This is a genomic window from Aurantimonas sp., assembly GCF_964217435.1.
GTDB lineage: Bacteria > Pseudomonadota > Alphaproteobacteria > Rhizobiales > Rhizobiaceae > Aurantimonas > Aurantimonas coralicida.
Genome location: NZ_CAXPJM010000014.1, coordinates 1 through 17,990, shown reverse-complemented (window position 1 = coordinate 17,990; position 17,990 = coordinate 1). Strand labels below are relative to the sequence as shown.

General features: G+C 67.9%; 16 protein-coding genes and 1 pseudogene. 6 read left to right on the top strand and 11 right to left on the bottom strand.

The features are described 5' to 3' along the window. Positions 1-172 precede the first annotated feature (172 nt). The 3 genes from ACEQX1_RS07335 (at position 173) to ACEQX1_RS07325 (ending at position 5,657) form a co-directional block, all read left to right on the top strand. A complete protein-coding gene (locus ACEQX1_RS07335) occupies positions 173-2,470 on the top strand; it encodes a xanthine dehydrogenase family protein molybdopterin-binding subunit (protein ID WP_370193578.1) in 2,298 nt (765 codons plus the stop codon). Between the two features lie 109 nt (positions 2,471-2,579). Continuing rightward, the gene (locus ACEQX1_RS07330; protein ID WP_035694397.1) at positions 2,580-3,530 is read left to right on the top strand and encodes a DMT family transporter; all 951 of its coding nucleotides are present in this window, start codon (positions 2,580-2,582) and stop codon (positions 3,528-3,530) included. Between the two features lie 141 nt (positions 3,531-3,671). Next, a complete protein-coding gene (locus ACEQX1_RS07325) occupies positions 3,672-5,657 on the top strand; it encodes a PhoX family phosphatase (RefSeq protein ID WP_370196659.1) in 1,986 nt (661 codons plus the stop codon). Positions 5,658-5,817: 160 nt separating this feature from the next. On the opposite strand, the gene ACEQX1_RS07320 is transcribed toward ACEQX1_RS07325, so the two are convergent. From ACEQX1_RS07320 to ACEQX1_RS07310, 3 genes are all read right to left on the bottom strand, one after another. Beyond that, positions 5,818-7,284, bottom strand: coding sequence for an MFS transporter (locus tag ACEQX1_RS07320; protein ID WP_370196658.1), 1,467 nt, complete (start codon positions 7,282-7,284; stop codon positions 5,818-5,820). Positions 7,285-7,405: 121 nt separating this feature from the next. Further along, positions 7,406-8,326, bottom strand: a complete 921-nt coding sequence (locus ACEQX1_RS07315; RefSeq protein WP_370193581.1) for a uracil-DNA glycosylase family protein — start codon at positions 8,324-8,326, stop codon at positions 7,406-7,408. Between the two features lie 37 nt (positions 8,327-8,363). Next, positions 8,364-8,693 carry a multidrug efflux SMR transporter gene (locus ACEQX1_RS07310; RefSeq protein WP_040325405.1) on the bottom strand — a complete coding sequence of 110 codons (330 nt, stop codon included), beginning with the start codon at positions 8,691-8,693 and terminating at the stop codon, positions 8,364-8,366. A 231-nt stretch (positions 8,694-8,924) separates the two neighbouring features. Between ACEQX1_RS07310 and ACEQX1_RS07305 the strand changes: the two genes are divergently transcribed. Both ACEQX1_RS07305 and ACEQX1_RS07300 read left to right on the top strand, forming a co-directional pair. Further along, positions 8,925-10,598: an electron transfer flavoprotein-ubiquinone oxidoreductase gene (locus tag ACEQX1_RS07305; RefSeq protein ID WP_024348701.1), complete on the top strand. Its 1,674-nt coding sequence runs from the start codon at positions 8,925-8,927 to the stop codon at positions 10,596-10,598. A gap of 59 nt (positions 10,599-10,657) precedes the next feature. Next, the gene (locus ACEQX1_RS07300) at positions 10,658-11,053 is read left to right on the top strand and encodes a lysozyme inhibitor LprI family protein (RefSeq protein ID WP_370193583.1); all 396 of its coding nucleotides are present in this window, start codon (positions 10,658-10,660) and stop codon (positions 11,051-11,053) included. A gap of 128 nt (positions 11,054-11,181) precedes the next feature. Here the strand turns inward: ACEQX1_RS07300 and ACEQX1_RS07295 are convergent, their stop codons facing one another. From ACEQX1_RS07295 to ACEQX1_RS07275, 5 genes are all read right to left on the bottom strand, one after another. After that, entirely contained in the window at positions 11,182-12,225 is a 1,044-nt protein-coding gene (locus tag ACEQX1_RS07295) for an endonuclease/exonuclease/phosphatase family protein (protein WP_370196657.1), read from the bottom strand. A gap of 4 nt (positions 12,226-12,229) precedes the next feature. Then, complete coding sequence (locus ACEQX1_RS07290) at positions 12,230-13,732, bottom strand: AMP nucleosidase (RefSeq protein ID WP_370193585.1); 1,503 nt, start codon at positions 13,730-13,732, stop codon at positions 12,230-12,232. 45 nt (positions 13,733-13,777) lie between these two features. Further along, positions 13,778-13,975, bottom strand: a complete 198-nt coding sequence (locus ACEQX1_RS07285) for a hypothetical protein (protein WP_155898338.1) — start codon at positions 13,973-13,975, stop codon at positions 13,778-13,780. A 165-nt stretch (positions 13,976-14,140) separates the two neighbouring features. Next, a complete protein-coding gene (locus ACEQX1_RS07280) occupies positions 14,141-14,482 on the bottom strand; it encodes a DUF2147 domain-containing protein (protein ID WP_370193586.1) in 342 nt (113 codons plus the stop codon). Between the two features lie 162 nt (positions 14,483-14,644). After that, entirely contained in the window at positions 14,645-14,989 is a 345-nt protein-coding gene (locus tag ACEQX1_RS07275; protein WP_187392217.1) for a DUF2147 domain-containing protein, read from the bottom strand. A gap of 392 nt (positions 14,990-15,381) precedes the next feature. Between ACEQX1_RS07275 and ACEQX1_RS07270 the strand changes: the two genes are divergently transcribed. Then, on the top strand, positions 15,382-15,654 hold the full coding sequence (locus ACEQX1_RS07270) for a sel1 repeat family protein (protein WP_370193587.1): 273 nt from the start codon (positions 15,382-15,384) through the stop codon (positions 15,652-15,654). A gap of 67 nt (positions 15,655-15,721) precedes the next feature. Here the strand turns inward: ACEQX1_RS07270 and ACEQX1_RS07265 are convergent, their stop codons facing one another. From ACEQX1_RS07265 to ACEQX1_RS07255, 3 genes and pseudogenes are all read right to left on the bottom strand, one after another. Continuing rightward, entirely contained in the window at positions 15,722-16,834 is a 1,113-nt protein-coding gene (locus tag ACEQX1_RS07265) for a pyridoxal phosphate-dependent aminotransferase (protein WP_370196656.1), read from the bottom strand. 85 nt (positions 16,835-16,919) lie between these two features. After that, complete coding sequence (locus tag ACEQX1_RS07260; RefSeq protein ID WP_370196655.1) at positions 16,920-17,477, bottom strand: gamma carbonic anhydrase family protein; 558 nt, start codon at positions 17,475-17,477, stop codon at positions 16,920-16,922. A 73-nt stretch (positions 17,478-17,550) separates the two neighbouring features. Then, positions 17,551-17,990, bottom strand: a pseudogene (locus tag ACEQX1_RS07255) (ATP-dependent DNA ligase); the annotation flags it as partial.

Below are 17,990 nucleotides of genomic sequence, written 5' to 3'. Positions count from 1 at the left end.
CGCAGATTGCCAATCGCGTGCGGCGGTGGGGCACATGCGGCGGGCCGGCAACCTCCACCCTCGACGGGCTGCGCCGGAAGCAATAAGTGGTGTTTAAGACCATTGTGGCCGACCCTCCCGTTGCGAACGGGTCCTGTCCACGGCGATCGGTTCGCGTCGAAGGAGCTTTCCCATGAACGTCATGACCCCAAAGTTTGGCCTCGGCGCGTCGGTGCTGCGCAAGGAAGACGACGCCTTCATCCGGGGCGAGGGCCACTATACCGACGACGAGACCCGCGCCGGCCTGCTGCACGCCGCCGTGGTGCGCTCGCCGCATGCCCATGCCCGCTTCACCATCGGCGACCTGGAAGCGGCGCGCAGCGCCCCGGGCGTGCGCATGGTGCTGACCCATGCCGACATCGCCGATCTGGGCGAAGTGCCCTGTCTCGCCAGCCCCAAGCAGGTGGGCGGCGAGCCGTTCCAGCCCCATGACGCGCCGGTTTTGTGCCGCGACACTGTGCGCCATGTCGGCGACGCGGTCGCCTTCGTCGTGGCGGAGACGGCGATCCAGGCGCGCGACGCGGCCGAGCTGATCGAGATCGACTACGACGTGCTCGACGCGGTGCCCGATCTGGCGGCGGCCAAGGCCGGTCATGTCCTCGCCTGGGACGATCGCGACGGCAACATCGCCGGCCATATGCATGAGGGCGACCGGGAGAAGACGGACGCGGCCTTCGCGCAGGCGGCGCATGTCACCACCCTCGACCTCGTGCAGAACCGCCTCGTCTGCAACTACATGGAGGTCCGCTCCTCGGTCGGCGAATATGACGCCGAGAGCGAGCGCTACACGCTGACCACCGGCAGCCAAGGCGTGCACGGTATGCGCGACACGCTGGCGGCGCGCGTCCTGAAGGTCGGCAAGGACAAGATTCGCGTCGTCACCCGCGACGTCGGCGGCGGCTTCGGCACCAAGGCGTTCCTGTATCGCGAGCACGCGCTGGTGCTGGTCGCGGCGCAGCGGCTGGGCCAGCCGGTCAAGTGGACCGCCGACCGCACCGAGCATTTCGTCACCGACGCCCATGGCCGCGACAATATCGTCACCGGCTCGATGGCGATGGATGCCGACGGCCGGTTCCTGGCGCTGAAAATCGATCTGCACGCCAATCTCGGGGCCTATGCCTCGCAGTTCGGGCCGATGATCCCGTGGTTCGGCATGTCGATGGCGACCGGCCTCTACGACATCCCGGCGATCGACGTGGACTGCCACCTCTATTATTCCAACACGGTTCCGGTGGACGCCTATCGCGGCGCCGGACGGCCGGAAGCGGCCTATCTGATCGAGCGGCTGGTGGACGAATGCGCCATCGAGCTTGGCCTCGGACGCGACGAGATCCGCAAGCGCAACTTCATCCGCTCCGACCAGCTGCCCTACCGCACCCCGATTGGCCGCCTGTACGACACCGGCGATTTCGCCGGCCATCTCGACGCCGGCCTGCGGCGGGCGAACTGGGGCAGTTTCGAGACCCGGCGCGAAGCGGCCCGCAAGAACGGCAAGCTGCGCGGCATCGGCTTTGCGACCTATGTGGAAGCTTGCGCCTTCCCCGGTTCGGAGCCGGCCTATGTGGAACTGACGCATGAGGGGCGGATCGAGCTGAAGATCGGCACCCAGACCAACGGGCAGGGCCATGCCACGGCCTATGCCCAGTTCGTCGCCGAGGCGCTGAAGCTGGACTACGACCGGATCGACGTGCGCCAGGGCGACACGGACGAGACCCCGACCGGCGGCGGCACCGGCGGTTCGCGCTCGATCCCGCTGGGCGCGGTGTCGGTGCGCCGGGCCAGCCAGTCGCTGGCCGAGAAGCTGAAGAAGCTGGCCGCCGACGAGCTGGAAGCCGCGGCGACCGACATCGAGCTGGAAGGCGGCGAGGCGCGGATCGTCGGCACCGACCGGGCCATCGACTTCGCCGCGCTGGCGGCGGCGGCCAAGTCCGACGACGATCGCAAGGCGGTCGGCGAGTTCAAGCAGGACGAGGCGACCTATCCGAACGGCACCCATGTCTGCGAGGTCGAGATCGACCCGGAGACCGGCATGACCGAGCTTCTGTCCTACACGATCTGCGACGATTTCGGCGTGACGGTGAACCCGATCCTTCTGGCCGGCCAGATCCATGGCGGCGTCGCGCAGGGCATCGGCCAGGCGCTGATCGAGAACGCCGTCTATGACGAGACCGGCCAGCTGGTGACCGCCAGCTTCATGGACTACGCCATGCCGCGGGCCTGGGACTTCCCGTATTTCGACTTCCAGACCCGCAACGTGCCGTCCACCACCAACGCCCTCGGCATCAAGGGCGCCGGCGAGGCCGGCACGATCGGCGCCGCACCGGCGGTGATGAATGCCGTCGTCGACGCGCTGCGGCCGGCGGGCGTCGCCCATATCGACATGCCGGCAACCCCGCTGCGGGTCTGGGAAGCGCTGCAGGCCGCCCGCTAGGGCCCGAAGGTCGCCCGGTTGCCCGCGAGACGGCCGGCCGGGCGATGACAGAAACGCATGATCGACGATGCCGGCGCCTGCAAAGGGGCGCGGCGGTCTGAGGGGACGAATGCCACAGGTGCCTGGCGACGCGGCCTCACCCAATCCGATGCTCGGCATCATGCTCAAATGCATCTCCGTCGTGGTCTTCGTCGGCATGCAGACCTCCATCAAGGCGGGGGCCCAGGGCATTCCGGCCGGCGAGATCGTGTTCTTCCGCTCGTTCTTCGCGCTGGTGCCCGTCGTCATCTATCTCGCCTGGCTCGGCGATCTGCGCACGGCGCTGACCACCGACCATCTCGGTGGCCATGTCTGGCGCGGCGTCATCGGCGTGACCTCCATGGGGTTTGGCTTCTTCGCCCTGACGCGGCTGCCCTATCCCGAATGGATCACCATCACCTATGGCGCGCCGCTGCTGACCGTGGTGTTCGCCGCGATCTTCCTGAAGGAGGTGGTCTGGCTCTACCGCTGGTCGGCGGTGCTCGTCGGGCTGATCGGGATCATGGTCGTGACGCTGCCGAAACTGTCGCTGGGCAGTGACGGGCTGGCCGATGGCGAGGCGATCGGCATTGCCGCGGCGATGGTCTCGGCCACCGTGGCCGCCATCGCCATGATCCAGATCCGCCGGCTTGTCCACACCGAGAAGACCGCCACCATCGTCATCTATTTCTCGCTGACCTCGTCGGCGCTGGCGGCGCTGTCGATCTTCTTCGGCTGGGTGGTGCCGACATGGGAGCAGGCCGGTTTCCTGATCCTCGCGGGCCTGTGCGGCGGCGTCGGCCAGCTGCTCCTGACCGCCTGCTACCGCTATGCCGACACCTCGACCATCGCGCCCTTCGAATACACCTCGCTGATCCTCGCCATCATCATCGGCTACGTGATCTTCGACGAGGCGGCGAGCGGCACGACGATCCTCGGCGGAGCCATCGTCGTGTCGGCCGGCATCTTCATCATCTGGCGCGAGCACCGGCTGGGCCTGGAGCGTTCGCGGGCCCGCCGGGTCACCCCGCCAACGGGCTGAAACGCCGTCGGCGCAGGCCTGCGCGCCTTCCGCGGCCTTCACAGTGGCGTGTCATCGGCTTGTGACCTTGCCTGATTATGCGATGCTGGAACCGTTCCAAAAGTTGGACGGTGCCGGATTTCGCAAGATCAGGGGGCGTCGATGAACGAACATGCAAGCCGTGCGGTATTCCGCACCAGCCAGCTGGAAGAGGCCGATGGCGACGGTCTGAACCCGACCGACAACCGCACCATGGGCGACGTGATCGCGACGCGCTTCTCGCGCCGCGACTTCCTGCGCGGCTCGATGGCCGCCACGGCGATCGCCGCCACGGTGAGCCCGCTGGCGCTGATGGCCGCCGACGAGGCCCATGCCGAAGGCGCCGCGGGCTCGAAATTCGACTTCACCGAGGTCGAGGCCGGCGTCGACGAGATGCATCACATCGCCGAAGGCTACGATGCCGACGTGCTGCTGCGCTGGGGCGACCCGGTCTTCGCCGATTCACCGGAGTTCGATCCGGCGAACCAGACGCCGGAAGCCCAGGCGCGCCAGTTCGGCTACAACAACGACTATGTCGGCTTCATCCCGATCGACGGTTCGTCGGAGCATGGCCTGCTCGTCGTCAATCACGAATACACCAACGAACACCTGATGTTCCCGGGCATCGTGAAGGTCGAGGGCGACAAGCTCACGGTCGCCGCGGCCGACCAGAAGCGGGTCGACATCGAGATGGCGGCCCATGGCGGCACCATCGTCGAGATCCGCAAGGAGAACGGCAAGTGGCAGGTGGTGACCGACGGTGCTAGGAATCGCCGCATCACCGCCGGGACCGAGATGGAGCTGCGCGGCCCGGCCGCCGGCCACGCCCGCCTGCAGACGAAGGCCGATCCGTCCGGCACCAAGGTGTTCGGCACCATCAACAATTGCGCCGGCGGCGTCACGCCGTGGGGCACCTACATCATGGCCGAGGAGAACTTCCACGGCTATTTCGTCGGCGAACTGCCGGCCGATCACCGGGAAGCGCAGAATTACGAGCGCTACGGCGTGCCGGACGGCAGCTATGAATGGGGCAATTTCCACGACCGGTTCGACGTGTCGAAGGAGCCGAACGAGCCCAACCGCTTCGGCTGGATCGTCGAGGTCGATGTCGAGGACCCGAACTCGGTGCCGAAGAAGCGCACCGCGCTCGGACGCTTCAAGCATGAAGGCGCCGAGTCGATCGTCGCGGCGGATGGCCGGGTGGTGTTCTATCTCGGCGACGACGAGCGCTTCGACTATGTCTACAAGTTCGTCACCGCGGGCACCTACAACCCCGACGACCGGGCCGCGAACATGGATCTTCTCGACGAGGGCACGCTCTATGTCGCCAAGTTCGAGGACGACGGCTCGCTGACCTGGATGCCGCTGGTCTTCGGCGAAGGCCCGCTGACCGCCGAGAACGGTTTCGAGAGCCAGGCCGACGTGGTCATCGAGACCCGGCGCGCGGCCGATCTCCTCGAGGCGACCAAGATGGACCGTCCGGAGGACATCGAGCCGAACGGCACCAATGGCCGCGTCTACGTGATGCTGACCAACAACACCAAGCGCGAGGAGGCCGATGCCGCCAATCCGCGCGCCAAGAACGCCTTCGGCCACATCATCGAGATCGCCGAGGACGGCGGCGACTTCGCCGCCACCAAGGGCACCTGGGAAGTCCTTTTGAAATGCGGCGACCCGTCGGTCGCCGATGTCGGCGCGACCTTCTCCACGGAAACGACGAAGAACGGCTGGTTCGGCATGCCGGACAATTGCGCGGTCGATGCCGAGGGCCGGCTGTGGGTCTCCACCGACGGCAATTCGCCGAAGGCGACGGGCCGCACCGACGGCCTCTTCGCCGTCGACACCGAGGGCGCGGCCCGCGGCACGTCGAAGCTGTTCTTCCGGGTCCCGGTGGGCGCCGAGATGTGCGGTCCGCTGATCCTGCCGGACATGCAGACGGCCTTCGTGGCGGTCCAGCATCCGGCCGATGGCGGCGAGGACTGGGAGGGCTTCGGCCGGCCGTCCTATTACGAGGATCTCTCGACCCGCTGGCCGGACTTCAAGGACGACATGCCGGTGCGTCCGTCGGTGGTGGCCATCACCAAGCAGGGCGGCGGCCGCATCGGCTGACCGCCGGACAGGTCCGAAACGCGAAACGGGCGGCCATCACGGCCGCCCGTTTTCGTTTGTGTGGGTGCAAGACCCGGAGGCGTTCGACAGGTCCCGCTTTCGCGAAGGGCGCGGATGATCGCCCGAGGCCGGGGAGGGAGCTGGCGTCCGCGTCTTGTGCTCAGATGCCGCCGGCCTTGTCGTCCGGCGGGGTCACCGGTTCGGCCGGACGCGCGGTGGCGGCGGCATCGCGGTCGGTCCGGTCCGCCTCTGCCTCAGCCTCGGCTGCTGTCTCTGCGTCGGCACTGGCCTGCGCCGCTTCTGCTTCGGCCTCCGCTTCGGCACTGGCCATTGCTTCGGCTGCCTCGGCCTCGTCGCTGGCGGCGAGTTCCTCCTCGGCGGTGATCGAGGCTTCGGCGCGCGGATCCAGCGTGAAGCTGGTCGGCGTCTGGGTGCGGGCCAGCGGCACGGTCTGGAAGTCGGCCCGCTCGTCCACCGGCAGCGCCTCGCGGCGGTAGGTCCGGTAGTAGGAATAGGCGGCATAGGCGACGGCCGAGGTGCCGACGGCCTGGAACATGCCTTCAGGGCCGAAGCTCTCCATCAGGAATGCCGCATAGATCGGGCCGATCATGGTGCCGACGCCGTAGAGGATCAGGAGGCCGCTGGAGATCTTCACGAAATCCTCGTCGGCGGCGTAGTCGTTGGCATGCGCCACGGCCAGCGAATAGGACGGATAGACGATGCCGCCGAGGATGAAGGCGACGACGAAATAGACCGTCGCGCCCCAGGGCATGGCGTCGACATAGACGCCGAGGACGGCGGCGATGAAGCCGATCAACCCGGCCGCGGTCATCACATAGCGTCGATCCATCCTGTCGGAGAAGCGGCCGAGCGGCACCTGGAAGACGATGCCGCCGGCCATGGCGACGACGACGAGCGTGGCGATCTCGGTGGTCGACAGGCCGATCTTCTGGCCGAACACCGGCGCCATGTTGTTCCAGCCGCCGGACATGATGCCGGCCAGGAGCACGCCGACGGCCGCGACGGGCGAATTGCGGAAGATCAGGCCGACATCGATCTTCACGCTGGTCAGCGGCTTCGGCGAGGCGGCGCGCGACAGCGCCGTCGGGATCACCGCCAGCGCGAACAGGATCGCGCAGAGCATGAAGGGAATGGTCAGCTCGGGCCGGCTGAGCGGCATGACGTACTGGCCGCCCATCATCGCTGCCATGGTGACCACCATGTAGATCGAGAAGATCTTGCCGCGGCTCTCGTTGGTGACCCGCTCGTTGAGCCAGCTCTCGACGACCATGTAGGTGCCGGCCAGCGCGAAGCCGGCCATGGCGCGGAAGACGATCCAGGCCAGCGGATCGATGAGGACGCCGCTCAGAAGCACCGAGATCGCCAGGAGGGCGGCGAGGCTGGCGAAGGTACGCACATGGCCGGCGCTGCGCACGATCACCGGCATGACGAAGCAGCCGACCGTGAAGGCGATGGCGTAGGAGGTGCCGAAGGCGCCGATCTGGTAGCTCGACCAGCCCTCGATCGAGCCGCGCACCGGCAGGAGAATGCCCATGAGCCCGGCGCCGGCCATCAGGAAGAAGGTCGATGCGAGCAGTGCGGCGATCGGCAGGATCTGCAGTGGCATGGGACGGCCCCGGAACGGTGTGGTCGATGCGGCGCGTTGCCTCGCGGGCAGAGCTAGGCGTTTCGGACCGATTTGGCGAGTGCCTTTTCGCCGCCGATTCGTGAGGCGGCCCGCTCCCGCGTCAGCCCGCCGTCGATTTCTGCGCCAGACGCTCGCGCAGGGCGATCAGGTCGCGCCAGGCGAGACGCTTCTGGGCCGGCTGGCGCAGCAGATAGGCCGGATGCAGCATCGCCACCGCGTCGATGGCGTCGCATTGCTCCAGCCCGAAACTGTAGGTCGTCCAGCGGCCGCGCACACGCAGGATGCCTTCCTGCGCCCCCAGGATCGCCTTGGCCGAGGGCGAGCCGAGGCAGACCAGGATCTTCGGCGCCACGAGTTCGATATGGCGCTGGACGAAAGGCAGGCAGATCTGCGTCTCGGCCGGCGTCGGCGGGCGGTTGCCGGGCGGGCGCCAGGGCACGGTGTTGGTCACCCGCACCGCCTCGCGCTCGAGCCCGATGGATTCCAGCATCCGGTTAAGAAGCTGGCCGGAGCGGCCGACGAAGGGCACGCCGGCGGTGTCCTCCTCGCGGCCCGGCGCTTCGCCGACCAGCATCAGATCGGCGGTCTCGCTGCCGTCGCCGAACACCGTCGAGCGGGCCGAGATCCGCAGATTGCAGCCGTCGAAATCCTCCAGCGCGGCGCGCAATTCGGCGAGGGTCGTGGCCGAGCGGGCGCGTTCGCGCGCATCGGCGACGGCGATGTCGTCGGGCACCGCGATGCGCGGCGAGGGGAAGCCGGGCTCCTCGGCCGGCTGGGGCGTCCTGGCCGGGGCGGCCCTCGCTTCCTGCGCGGGGCGCGGGGCATCGCCGGACGCTGCCGGGGCGGCGCCCGCCGGCTGGCTGCGCCGGGCCTTGCGGGCGGCGATCTCGGCCTGGGTCTCGGCAAAGCGGTCGCGCGGGTGCTCGCCGGTCACCGCATCGACGCCGGCGGCGCGGTACCATTCGAGGAGGGCGATGGCCGCCTCGCGGTCGATGGGATGGGGCTCGGCGTTCATGGCCATTCCCTAGCCGATTTTTCCGCGCGGCGCGACGGCGGCGTCAGTGTCCGAGCGACTGGGAGAACAGGTTGATGACGAGGACGCCGCCGACGATCAGCGCCAGGCCGAGCAGGGCCGGCAGGTCGAGGGTGACGCGGAACCAGAAGATGTCGATCAGGGCCAGCAGCACGATGCCGGTGCCCGACCAGATCGCATAGACGATGCCGACCGGCATGGTGCGCAGCGGCAGCGACAGGAAGTAGAAGGCGAGCACATAGGTCGCCACGGTGACCAGCGAGGGCGCGAGCCGGGTGAAGCCTTCGGTCGATTTGAGGGCGGTGGTACCGACGATCTCGCAGAGAATCGCGATGCCGAGATAGAGCGCGTTCAAGCCGGTCTCCTTGTGTCGGGCCGGGCCTGTCTGATCCGCCCGCGGGCGGCGCGTCAAGGGCCGGGGACGTCCGCGACGATCCGCACGACGCCGGCTGTTTGACGGAAAGGTCAATCAGGCTAGAACTCGTCCAAACAGGCCCGTGCCCTAGTCTTGGAACGACGGCACACGGTGCGAACGTGTACGAGGATGCGCGGCATCTGCCCGCGCCACCGAAAGGACCCAGAGACGATGAGCGATACCGCCAGCCAGACCGAGACCCTGCCCGAACGCGAGTCGATGGAATTCGACGTGGTGATCGTCGGCGCCGGGCCGGCGGGTTTGTCGGCGGCGATCCGGCTGAAGCAGATCGACCCGGAGCTCTCCGTCGTGGTGCTGGAGAAGGGCGCCGAGGTCGGCGCCCATGTCCTGTCCGGCAACGTGCTCGATCCCTCGGCCCTCGACATCCTCTTGCCGGAATGGCGCGAGGAAGAGACGCCGATCAAGACCAAGGTCACCGACGACCGGTTCTATCTCTACGGCGCCAGCGGCTCGCTCCGCCTGCCCAATGCGTTGATGCCGAAGCTGATGAACAACCACGGCAATTTCGTCGTCTCGCTCGGCCTCGTCTGCAAATGGATGGCCGAGAAGGCCGAGGCGCTGGGCGTCGAGATCTATCCGGGCTTCGCGGCCTCCGAGATCCTCTACGACGAGAGCAATGCGGTGATCGGCGTCGCCACCGGCGACATGGGCGTTGCCCGTACCGGCGAGCCCGGCCCGATGTATCAGCGCGGCATGGCGCTGATGGGCAAATACGTGATGATCGGCGAGGGCGTGCGCGGCTCGCTGGCCAAGCAGCTGATCCGCGGCTACGGCCTCGACGAGGGCCGCGAGCCGGGCAAGTTCGGCATCGGGCTGAAGGAATTGTGGGAGATCGATCCGGCCAAGTCGAAGCCGGGCCGGGTGCAGCACTCCTTCGGCTGGCCGCTGGACAGCGGCACCGGTGGCGGCTCGTTCCTGTACCATCTGGGCGAGAACCAGGTCTATGTCGGCTACGTCGTCCACCTGAACTACAAGAACCCGTATCTATCGCCCTTCGAGGAATTCCAGCGCTTCAAGACGCATCCCGACATCGCCGAACTCCTGGAAGGCGGCAAGCGCATCGCCTATGGCGCGCGCGCCATCACGGAGGGCGGCTGGCAGTCGGTGCCGAAGCTGGTCTTCCCGGGCGGCGCGCTGATCGGCTGCTCGGCCGGCTTCGTCAACGTGCCGCGGATCAAGGGCGTCCACAACGCCATGACCTCGGGCATGCTGGCCGCAGAGAAGGCCGCCGAGGCGATCAAGGCGGGGCGCGCGCACGACGTGCTGTCGGCCTATGACGACGAATGGCGCACGTCGGCGATCGGCCGCGACCTCAAGCCGGTGCGCAACGTCAAGCCGCTCTGGTCGAAATACGGCACCCTGCTCGGCATCGGGCTGGGCGGCCTCGACATGTGGACCAACTCGCTGTTCGGCTTCTCCTTCTTCGGCACCCAGAAGCACGGCAAACCCGACCATGCCTGCCTGGAGCCGGCGGCCAAGCACAAGAAGATCGACTATCCCAAGCCCGACGGCGTCCTGACCTTCGACAAGGTCTCTTCGGTGTATCTGTCGAACACCAATCACGAGGAGGACCAGCCGGTCCATCTGCAGGTCAAGGACCCGCAGCTGCAGCACGATTCCGAATTCGCGGTCTATGCCGGGCCGTCGCAGCGCTATTGCCCGGCCGGCGTCTACGAATGGGTGCAGGAGGGCGGCGAGGAGAAGTTCGTGATCAACGCCCAGAACTGCGTCCACTGCAAGACCTGCGACATCAAGGACCCGAACCAGAACATCAACTGGGTGCCGCCGCAGGGTGGCGAGGGGCCGGTCTATCAGGTGATGTAGGAGCCGCGTCGCGCTGACCTGCGCAGCGTTGCACGTCGTGCCGTGAAGGGGAGACCGCCATGCGCCTGGCTTTGCCGCTGATTGTTCTGGCTCTGCAGCTGCTAGCGCTGCCGGCGCGCGCCGACGACGCCTATGATGCGTGCCTGCGCGAGGCCGATGCGAGCATGCGGGAGATGGGGGACTGCGGCGGTGCCTGGATGGATCGCGAGGATGCGCGCCTCAACGCGGCGTGGCAGGCGCTCCTGGCGGAGCTTCCCGAGGAGAGCCAGCCGATGCTGCGCGACGAGCAGCGGGCATGGCTCACCTATCGCGACCAGACCTGCCTGTTCTACCTGGACCCGGCCACATACGGTTCGATCGGCCGACACCTGTCCTATCCGTCCTGCCGGGCGTTCGTCATCGCGCAGCGGACGCAGGCGCTGAACGAGATCCTGGTGTCGGTCGCGCCGCAGTAAGGGGGGGGGGACCGTTACAGGGTCTCCATGGCCCTTGAGGATCCGAGACAGGGCAGCAAACGGGGCCGCTCCGGGGCTGCATGGGGCCAGTCCATCCGATGACGTCGCAGCCGGAACGGTCGCCGAGGCTACAGTGCGGCGGCCTGCGGGGTGTCCGGGGCGGCCGGTGGCGGGGCCGGCAGGCTGAAGGTCGCGGCGATCGGCAGGTGATCGGAGGCGGTGGGCGCCAGCGTGCCGAGCTGCCGGATCACGATGCCGGGTGTCGCCAGCACGTGGTCGATCGGCAGGCCGATATAGGGCGCCAGCGCTCCCGGCAGGGCGCGCAGGAGCCAGGTGAAACCGATGCCCGTCATCGGTGTCGTGCCGCTGGCCGCCGCATAGGTCGCCAGCGCGGCGCTCCACGGCGCGGCGTTGAAGTCGCCGGCGATCAGCACAGGGCCCTGCAGCAGGCGCAGTGTCTCCTGCAATTCTGCCAGCTGGCGCCAGTGGCCGAAGGGCCAGGGCCATTGCAAATGCTGGGAAACGATGGTCGCGACGGTGCCGTTGAAATTGATGCGCCGCGCGGCGAAGCCGTTCTCCACGTCGCAATATCCGGTCTCGTCGACGAAGGGACGCTTCGACAGGATGGCGACGTTGCCCTGCGCGAAGCGGCCGCTGCAGTAGAACTGATGCGGATAGCTGGCCGAGAGGGTTTCGAGCCGCGCCTGCCAGTCGCGCCCGGTTTCCTGCAGGGTGACGACGTCCGGTGCTTCGGCGGCGATCCGGCGGATGGCCTCGGCCGGTTCGGCGACGTCGTAGCGCAGATTCATCTGCAGGAGGCGATAGGCCGGCCGGCCCGCGACGGCGTCGGCGGCTATCGGGGTGCTGTCCGGCAGGACATAGGGCGCCACCGTCACAAAGCCGGCGAGCGCTGCGGCGATGGCAGCGCTGCCGGCGATGCGCGGAATGGCCGGGCCGGCAATCAACGCGGCGATGCCGACGAGCAGGGCGGCGACCGACAGATGGGCGCGAAAATGCCCGATGGAATCGAAGGCGGCGACGTGATCCCCGAAGAAGCCGGCGACGATCGCCAGGGCGCAGGCCAGCGCCAGTGCCGCGAGCGCCCACCGCAGCCAGCGGCGCCCGCCGGTTCGCCCGCGCGCCGGCGCGTCTGTCGTTCCGGTTCCTGGCATGTGTCTACTGGAATGCCGTCTCGAAGAAGGAGCGCAGCTTGCGCGAATGCACCCGCTCGGAGGGCAGTTCGGACATCAGTTCCAGCGCCCGCATGCCGATGCGCAGATGCTGGGCCACCTGCCGCTTGTAGAATTCCGTCGCCATGCCCGGCAGCTTCAACTCGCCATGCAGCGGCTTGTCGGAGACGCAGAGCAGGGTGCCGTAGGGCACGCGGAAGCGGAAGCCGTTGGCCGCGATGGTCGCCGATTCCATGTCGAGGGCGATGGCCCGCGACTGGGACAGGCGCTCGACCGGCTCGCGATGGTCGCGCAGTTCCCAGTTGCGGTTGTCGATGGTGGCGACCGTGCCGGTGCGCATGATCTTCTTCAGCTCGTAGCCGGACAGGCCGGTGACCTCCTCGACGGCCTTCTCCAGCGCCACCTGCACTTCGGCCAGCGCCGGGATCGGCACCCAGACCGGCAGGTCGGCGTCGAGGACGTGATCCTCGCGCACATAGGCATGGGCAAGGACGTAGTCGCCCAGCTCCTGGCTGTTTCTGAGGCCGGCGCAATGGCCGAGCATCAGCCAGGCATGGGGGCGCAGGACGGCGATGTGGTCGGTGATCGTCTTGGCGTTGGACGGGCCGACGCCGATATTGACCATGGTGATGCCGTGGCCGTCGGCGCGCTTGAGGTGATAGGCCGGCATCTGCGGCAGGCGCGAGGGCGCGACGCCCTGATGCGGCTTGGCCTCGCCGGGGCTGGTGACGACATTGCCCGGCTCGACGAATTCGACATAGCCATCGCTGCCGCGCATCATCATCTCGCGCGCCATCATGCAGAATTCGTCGATGTAGAACTGGTAGTTCGTGAACAGGACGAAGTTCTGGAAATGCGCCGGATGGGTGGCGGTGTAGTGCGACAGCCGGTGCAGCGAATAGTCGACGCGCTGGGCCGTGAAGGGCGCCAGCGGCATCTCCTCGCCGGGGCCGGTCTCGTGGTTGCCGTTGACGATGCGGTCGTCGGTGGCTTCCAGATCGGGCACGTCGAAGACGTCGCGCAGCGGCCGGTCGAGCCGTTCGGCCATGCTGCCGTCCACATAGGTGCCTTCGCCGAAGGCGAAATGCAGCGGGATCGGCGTGGTGGAATCGCCGACCAGAACCGGCTGGCCGTGATTGCGGATCAGGAGCGCGATCTGGTCCACCAGGTAGCGCTCGAACAGGTCGGGCCGGGTCACCGTCGTCGCGTAGCGGCCGGGGCGCGGCACATGGCCGAAGGCGAGGCGCGAATCGACCCGCGCATGGGTCGTCGTGGCCAGCGAGATTTCCGGATAATAGGCGCGGTAGCGATGGTCGAGATCGCCGTCCTTCAGCACCGCGTCGAAGCTGTCGGACAGGAAGGCGACGGAGCGGCCATAGAGGCGGATGACTTCCGCGACGGCCTCCTGCGCATCCCAGTACGGGCGGCGTTCGGCGGTCTCGGGCGTGACGATGCGGCTCTCGGCCGGGGCGGGAACGATCTCGGTCATGCCCCTGTCTAACCGGCTGTCACGGCAGCGAGAAGACGCCGGGTCTCAAAAACCGCCGGTGGTGTTCTGGAGAACGATCGGATCGCGAACCAGCGGGCAGACGATGCCGCGGCGATAATCGCAATCGTCGCCGGTCAGGGAGCCGAAGGCGCTGCCGGGGCGCTCGCCGATGTCCTGCACCAGGAAGCTCAGGACAGTGCCGATCCCGGCGATCAGGACCGTCAGCGCGGTCATTCGTGTCATCATGGTGCCGCCCTACAGCATTTTCGCCACAATTGCACATGGCGCTGAAGCGAGGCTGACACGCGCCCGGCTCGGATGGCCGGGCGAGAGCGGATGGGGCCGCGGACGGGGCGCGCTTTGGGGCGCGGCGGCGGTCGGTTGTCGGTGCCGGTCAGGCCGTACGGCTCAGAGCTTTACCCAGGTCTGGGTCTTGCAGAAGATCTTGAGGGCGCAGCCGGTGAGCTCCAGCTTGCCGCCCTTGACCACGGCATTGCCGCTGTAGGTGCGGTCGTCGCGGGGGTCGGTCACCTCGCCCTCGTAATCGGCGCCGCTGCCGGTCATGCGGCCGACGGACTTGCCCTTGTGCTGGCCGGAGATCACCTCGGCGCAATAGGCGCCGCCGCAGCTCGACACCTGCACGATGCCGCCGCCCGGCGCGCGCCATTTGCCGACGATGGGCTCGGCGGCCCATGCGGAGGTGCCGAGCGCCATGGTGGCGGCGGCTGCTGCGATGAGAATCGTCTTCATGGCGGGCTCCGTGGTCTGTTCAGGATCGAACAGACAGAACGCCGCTGCCGCGCCAAGGGTTGCGCGGCCGATATGTCGCCATCGATGACGGGCCGATGCGGGCCGGTGCGCGCCAAATGGTGCGCGGAACGGGCGGGCAGGAGGCCTGCCCGCCGGGCCGGATCAGAGGCGGGTGAGGCTCTGCGAACGGCAGATCAGGCCGCCGAGGACGCAGCCGGAGACCGACAGCGTGTTGCCGGACAGCGCGCCCTTGCCGGAATATTCCTTGCCGCCCTTGGTGTAGTCGGTGACCGTGCCGGCATATTTGCCCTTGCCGGTCGGCTGCATCTGCCCGAAGGTTTTCCCCTTGTGGGGGCCGGTCGTGTAGGTCAGGCAGAAGGCGCCGCCGCAGCTGGTGATCTTGGCATTGTATCCGGACGGCATCTTCCAGTTGCCCTCGATCGGATCGGCGTGCGCGATGCCGCCCATGCCAAGGCCGAGGGCGGCCGCCAGTATCAGTCGCTTCATGTTCTCGCTCCCCATCAGGGCAAGCCGGCGTCCTCCTCGACACCGTGACGCTTCCCTTCACGTAAGAGTAAACGAGACGCCGCAAATGGCAATGCTCGCGTCCCTGCCGGACGCGCGAATTCGGCGATGGGTTCGAAGGCGAAGAATCTGCCGCAAAGGCATGGAATGCGACGGCACGGTTAGCAACGGGTGAATCTTCCGAAACGGAAGCGGTCCGTCCTCAGATCGGATTGTCCCGAAGGTTCATGGGCTTGAGCGCGTTTTCCCGAACCAAATGCTCACACGCATTTATCTCGAATTAATCGAAAACTTTAAGCACCCCTTCAGTCGTCGCGGTCATTCTCGACCCATCGGACAGCAGCCGATCAACAGCGACAGGGACGCGAAAGACAATGGCTCGCATCGACTTCCAGAACTACGACGACATCTCGGCCAGCGGCGCGGTGTTCGTCGACGCGGACATCCTCTTCGACCTCGGCATGCGCGCGGCCTGCGGCCATGACGGCGCGGTCGATTTCGTCGCCGCCCACATGTATTTCAACCTCGCCGATCGCAAGGGTTCGGACGTGGCCGCCTATCACCGGCAGGACGTCGCCAGCCAGATGTCGAAGGCCGAGGTCGCCGCCGCGCTGCGCGCCGCGCGCCAGTGGATGACCCGTCACTGATCGCCCGCGACGCGTCTCCACGGCATCGGGCGCATCGGCGCCCAGCCTCTGACACAAGCGGTCGCCGTCAGGCCGTCCGGGGCCGGCCCACTTCCGCCAGCGCCTCGCCGAGCGCGGTCTCGAAGATCGCCAGATCCTCGTCGCGGCCGACGGTCACGCGGATCATCCGGTCGAGCGGCGCGACGCCCGGCATGCGGATGAACACGCCGCGCCGGATCACCGCCTCCAGGATCGCGCGGGCATAGGCCCCGTCGCCGCCGCAATCCATGGCGACGAAATTGGTCGCCGACGGCAGCGGGATCAGCCCGGCCGTCGTTGCGATCTCCGCCAGCCTGCCACGGGCGGCCACGATCTTCTCCACCGTCCGGCGCAGATAGTCCTGGTCGCGCAGCGCCGCGAGCGCACCGACCTGCGACACGCGCGAAATGCCGAAATGGTTGCGGACCTTCTCGAACTGCACGATCGTCCCGGCTTCGCCAATGGCATAGGCGATGCGCGCACCGGCAAGGCCATAGGCCTTGGAGAAGGTGCGGAAGCGCAGAAGATTGGGGCGCATGACGCTCATCGCCGGCAGGGCGGAGGCGGGGGCCATGTCGGCATAGGCCTCGTCGAGAACGAGGATCGTCTCCGCCGGCACGGCGTCGATCAGCCGTTCGATCTCCGCCGCCTCGTACCAGGAGCCGGTCGGATTGTCGGGATTGGAGACGTAGAGCAGCTTCGGCTTCAGTTCGCGCGTGCGGGCGATCAGCGCGTCGAGATCCTCGCGGTCGTCGCGATAGGGCACGAAGTCCAGCGCCGCGCCGTGGCCGACCACATGGTAGTTGAAGGTCGGATAGGCGCCGTGGGAGGTGACGACGCGGTCGCCGGGCTCGCAGGTGAGGCGCACCAGCAGGCCGAGCAGCCCGTCGATGCCTTCGCCCACCATGATATTGTCCGGCGCCAGGCCGAGATGCGCCGCCAGTGCCTCCTTCAGATGGTGATTGGCGGAATCGCCATAGCCCCAGCTGTCGGCGGCGGCCCGCGTCATCGCCTCGATGGCGTTCGGCGACGGGCCGAAGACACTCTCATTGGCGCCGAGGCGGGCCTTGAAGCGCACGCCGGTCTGCCGCTCCAGCGCTTCCGGCCCCACGAAGGGCACCGAAGCGGGCAGCGATCGCACGAGATCGGTGAAGAGCGGCATGGGGAACTCCGGACGGGAATGGGACGAGCCGTCGCCGCGCGGGGCGGCAGGCATGCGGCCCGGCGGCGATGGCCGGGCCGGGCGGTCAGGCCTTCGGCGCTTTGGCGTTGCCCGGCTCGATCGGCACGAGGCCCTTGGCGAAGCGCCGGGCGTTGCGGGCGTAATGCTCCGCCGACAGCCTGAGGCCGGCCTCGGCCTTTTCGTCCAGTGTGCGGGCGACCCGCGCCGGCGCGCCGACGATCAGCGAATTGTCGGGGAATTCCTTGCCCTCGGTCACCAGCGCATTGGCACCGACGATGCAGTTGCGGCCGATCTTGGCGCCGTTGAGCACCGTCGCGCCCATGCCGATCAGCGAATTGTCGCCGATGGTGCAGCCATGGACGATGGCGGCGTGGCCGAGCGTGCAGCCGGCGCCGATGGTCAGCGGAAAGCCGGCATCGCTGTGCAGGGTGCAATTGTCCTGGATGTTGGTGTCGTCGCCGATGGTCATCCATTCATTGTCGCCGCGCAGCACGGCGCCGAACCAGATGCCGACATTGCGGCCGAGCCGCACCCGGCCGATGACATGCGCCCCCGGCGCGACGAATACGCTGTTATCGTCCGGCAATTCCGGCCGGTCTTCGTCGAGCGCGTAAATGGGCATGGGCAACCTCCCGAGCTGATGCGCAGCGAAACTGCGTCAGCGGGGGGCGGGAATCAAGCGCGGTGGCGGCGGCTCATTCCGCCACCGCCTTGAGCATCGCCTTGGTCAGCGACTGGCGCACCGAATCGTAGTCGGCCCATGGATCGGCTTCGTCGAGGCGGGCGGCGACCGTGTCGAGGGTGAAGCCATTGGCGGCGTCGAGCTCGGCCAGTTCGTCCCAGGTGACGGGCGTCGCGACCGGCGCGCCGGCGCGCGAGCGAGTGGAATAGGGGGCGATGGCCGTGGCGCCGCGTTCGTTGCGCAGCCAGTCGATGAAGATCTTGCCGGTGCGCTTGGCCTTGGACATGGTGGCGACGTAGCGGTCCGGCTCCTCGCGCGCCTGCAGATGGGCAAAACCGCGGGCGAAGCCTTTCAGATCGTCCCAGCCCTGGCGGCGCTCCAGCGGCGCGATGACGTGGACGCCCTTGCCACCGGTGACCATGGCGAAGGTCGTCAGGCCGAGATCGGCGAGGC

Bases quoted from the DNA above. Each gene is read 5' to 3' on its own strand.
- ACEQX1_RS07335 (WP_370193578.1), top strand. From the start codon at position 173: ATGAACGTCATGACCCCAAAGTTTGGCCTCGGCGCGTCGGTGCTGCGC.
- ACEQX1_RS07330 (WP_035694397.1), top strand. From the start codon at position 2,580: ATGCCACAGGTGCCTGGCGACGCGGCCTCACCCAATCCGATGCTCGGC.
- ACEQX1_RS07325 (WP_370196659.1), top strand. From the start codon at position 3,672: ATGAACGAACATGCAAGCCGTGCGGTATTCCGCACCAGCCAGCTGGAA.
- ACEQX1_RS07320 (WP_370196658.1), bottom strand. From the start codon at position 7,284: ATGCCACTGCAGATCCTGCCGATCGCCGCACTGCTCGCATCGACCTTC.
- ACEQX1_RS07315 (WP_370193581.1), bottom strand. From the start codon at position 8,326: ATGGCCATGAACGCCGAGCCCCATCCCATCGACCGCGAGGCGGCCATC.
- ACEQX1_RS07305 (WP_024348701.1), top strand. From the start codon at position 8,925: ATGAGCGATACCGCCAGCCAGACCGAGACCCTGCCCGAACGCGAGTCG.
- ACEQX1_RS07300 (WP_370193583.1), top strand. From the start codon at position 10,658: ATGCGCCTGGCTTTGCCGCTGATTGTTCTGGCTCTGCAGCTGCTAGCG.
- ACEQX1_RS07295 (WP_370196657.1), bottom strand. From the start codon at position 12,225: ATGCCAGGAACCGGAACGACAGACGCGCCGGCGCGCGGGCGAACCGGC.
- ACEQX1_RS07290 (WP_370193585.1), bottom strand. From the start codon at position 13,732: ATGACCGAGATCGTTCCCGCCCCGGCCGAGAGCCGCATCGTCACGCCC.
- ACEQX1_RS07285 (WP_155898338.1), bottom strand. From the start codon at position 13,975: ATGACACGAATGACCGCGCTGACGGTCCTGATCGCCGGGATCGGCACT.
- ACEQX1_RS07280 (WP_370193586.1), bottom strand. From the start codon at position 14,482: ATGAAGACGATTCTCATCGCAGCAGCCGCCGCCACCATGGCGCTCGGC.
- ACEQX1_RS07275 (WP_187392217.1), bottom strand. From the start codon at position 14,989: ATGAAGCGACTGATACTGGCGGCCGCCCTCGGCCTTGGCATGGGCGGC.
- ACEQX1_RS07270 (WP_370193587.1), top strand. From the start codon at position 15,382: ATGGCTCGCATCGACTTCCAGAACTACGACGACATCTCGGCCAGCGGC.
- ACEQX1_RS07265 (WP_370196656.1), bottom strand. From the start codon at position 16,834: ATGCCGCTCTTCACCGATCTCGTGCGATCGCTGCCCGCTTCGGTGCCC.
- ACEQX1_RS07260 (WP_370196655.1), bottom strand. From the start codon at position 17,477: ATGCCCATTTACGCGCTCGACGAAGACCGGCCGGAATTGCCGGACGAT.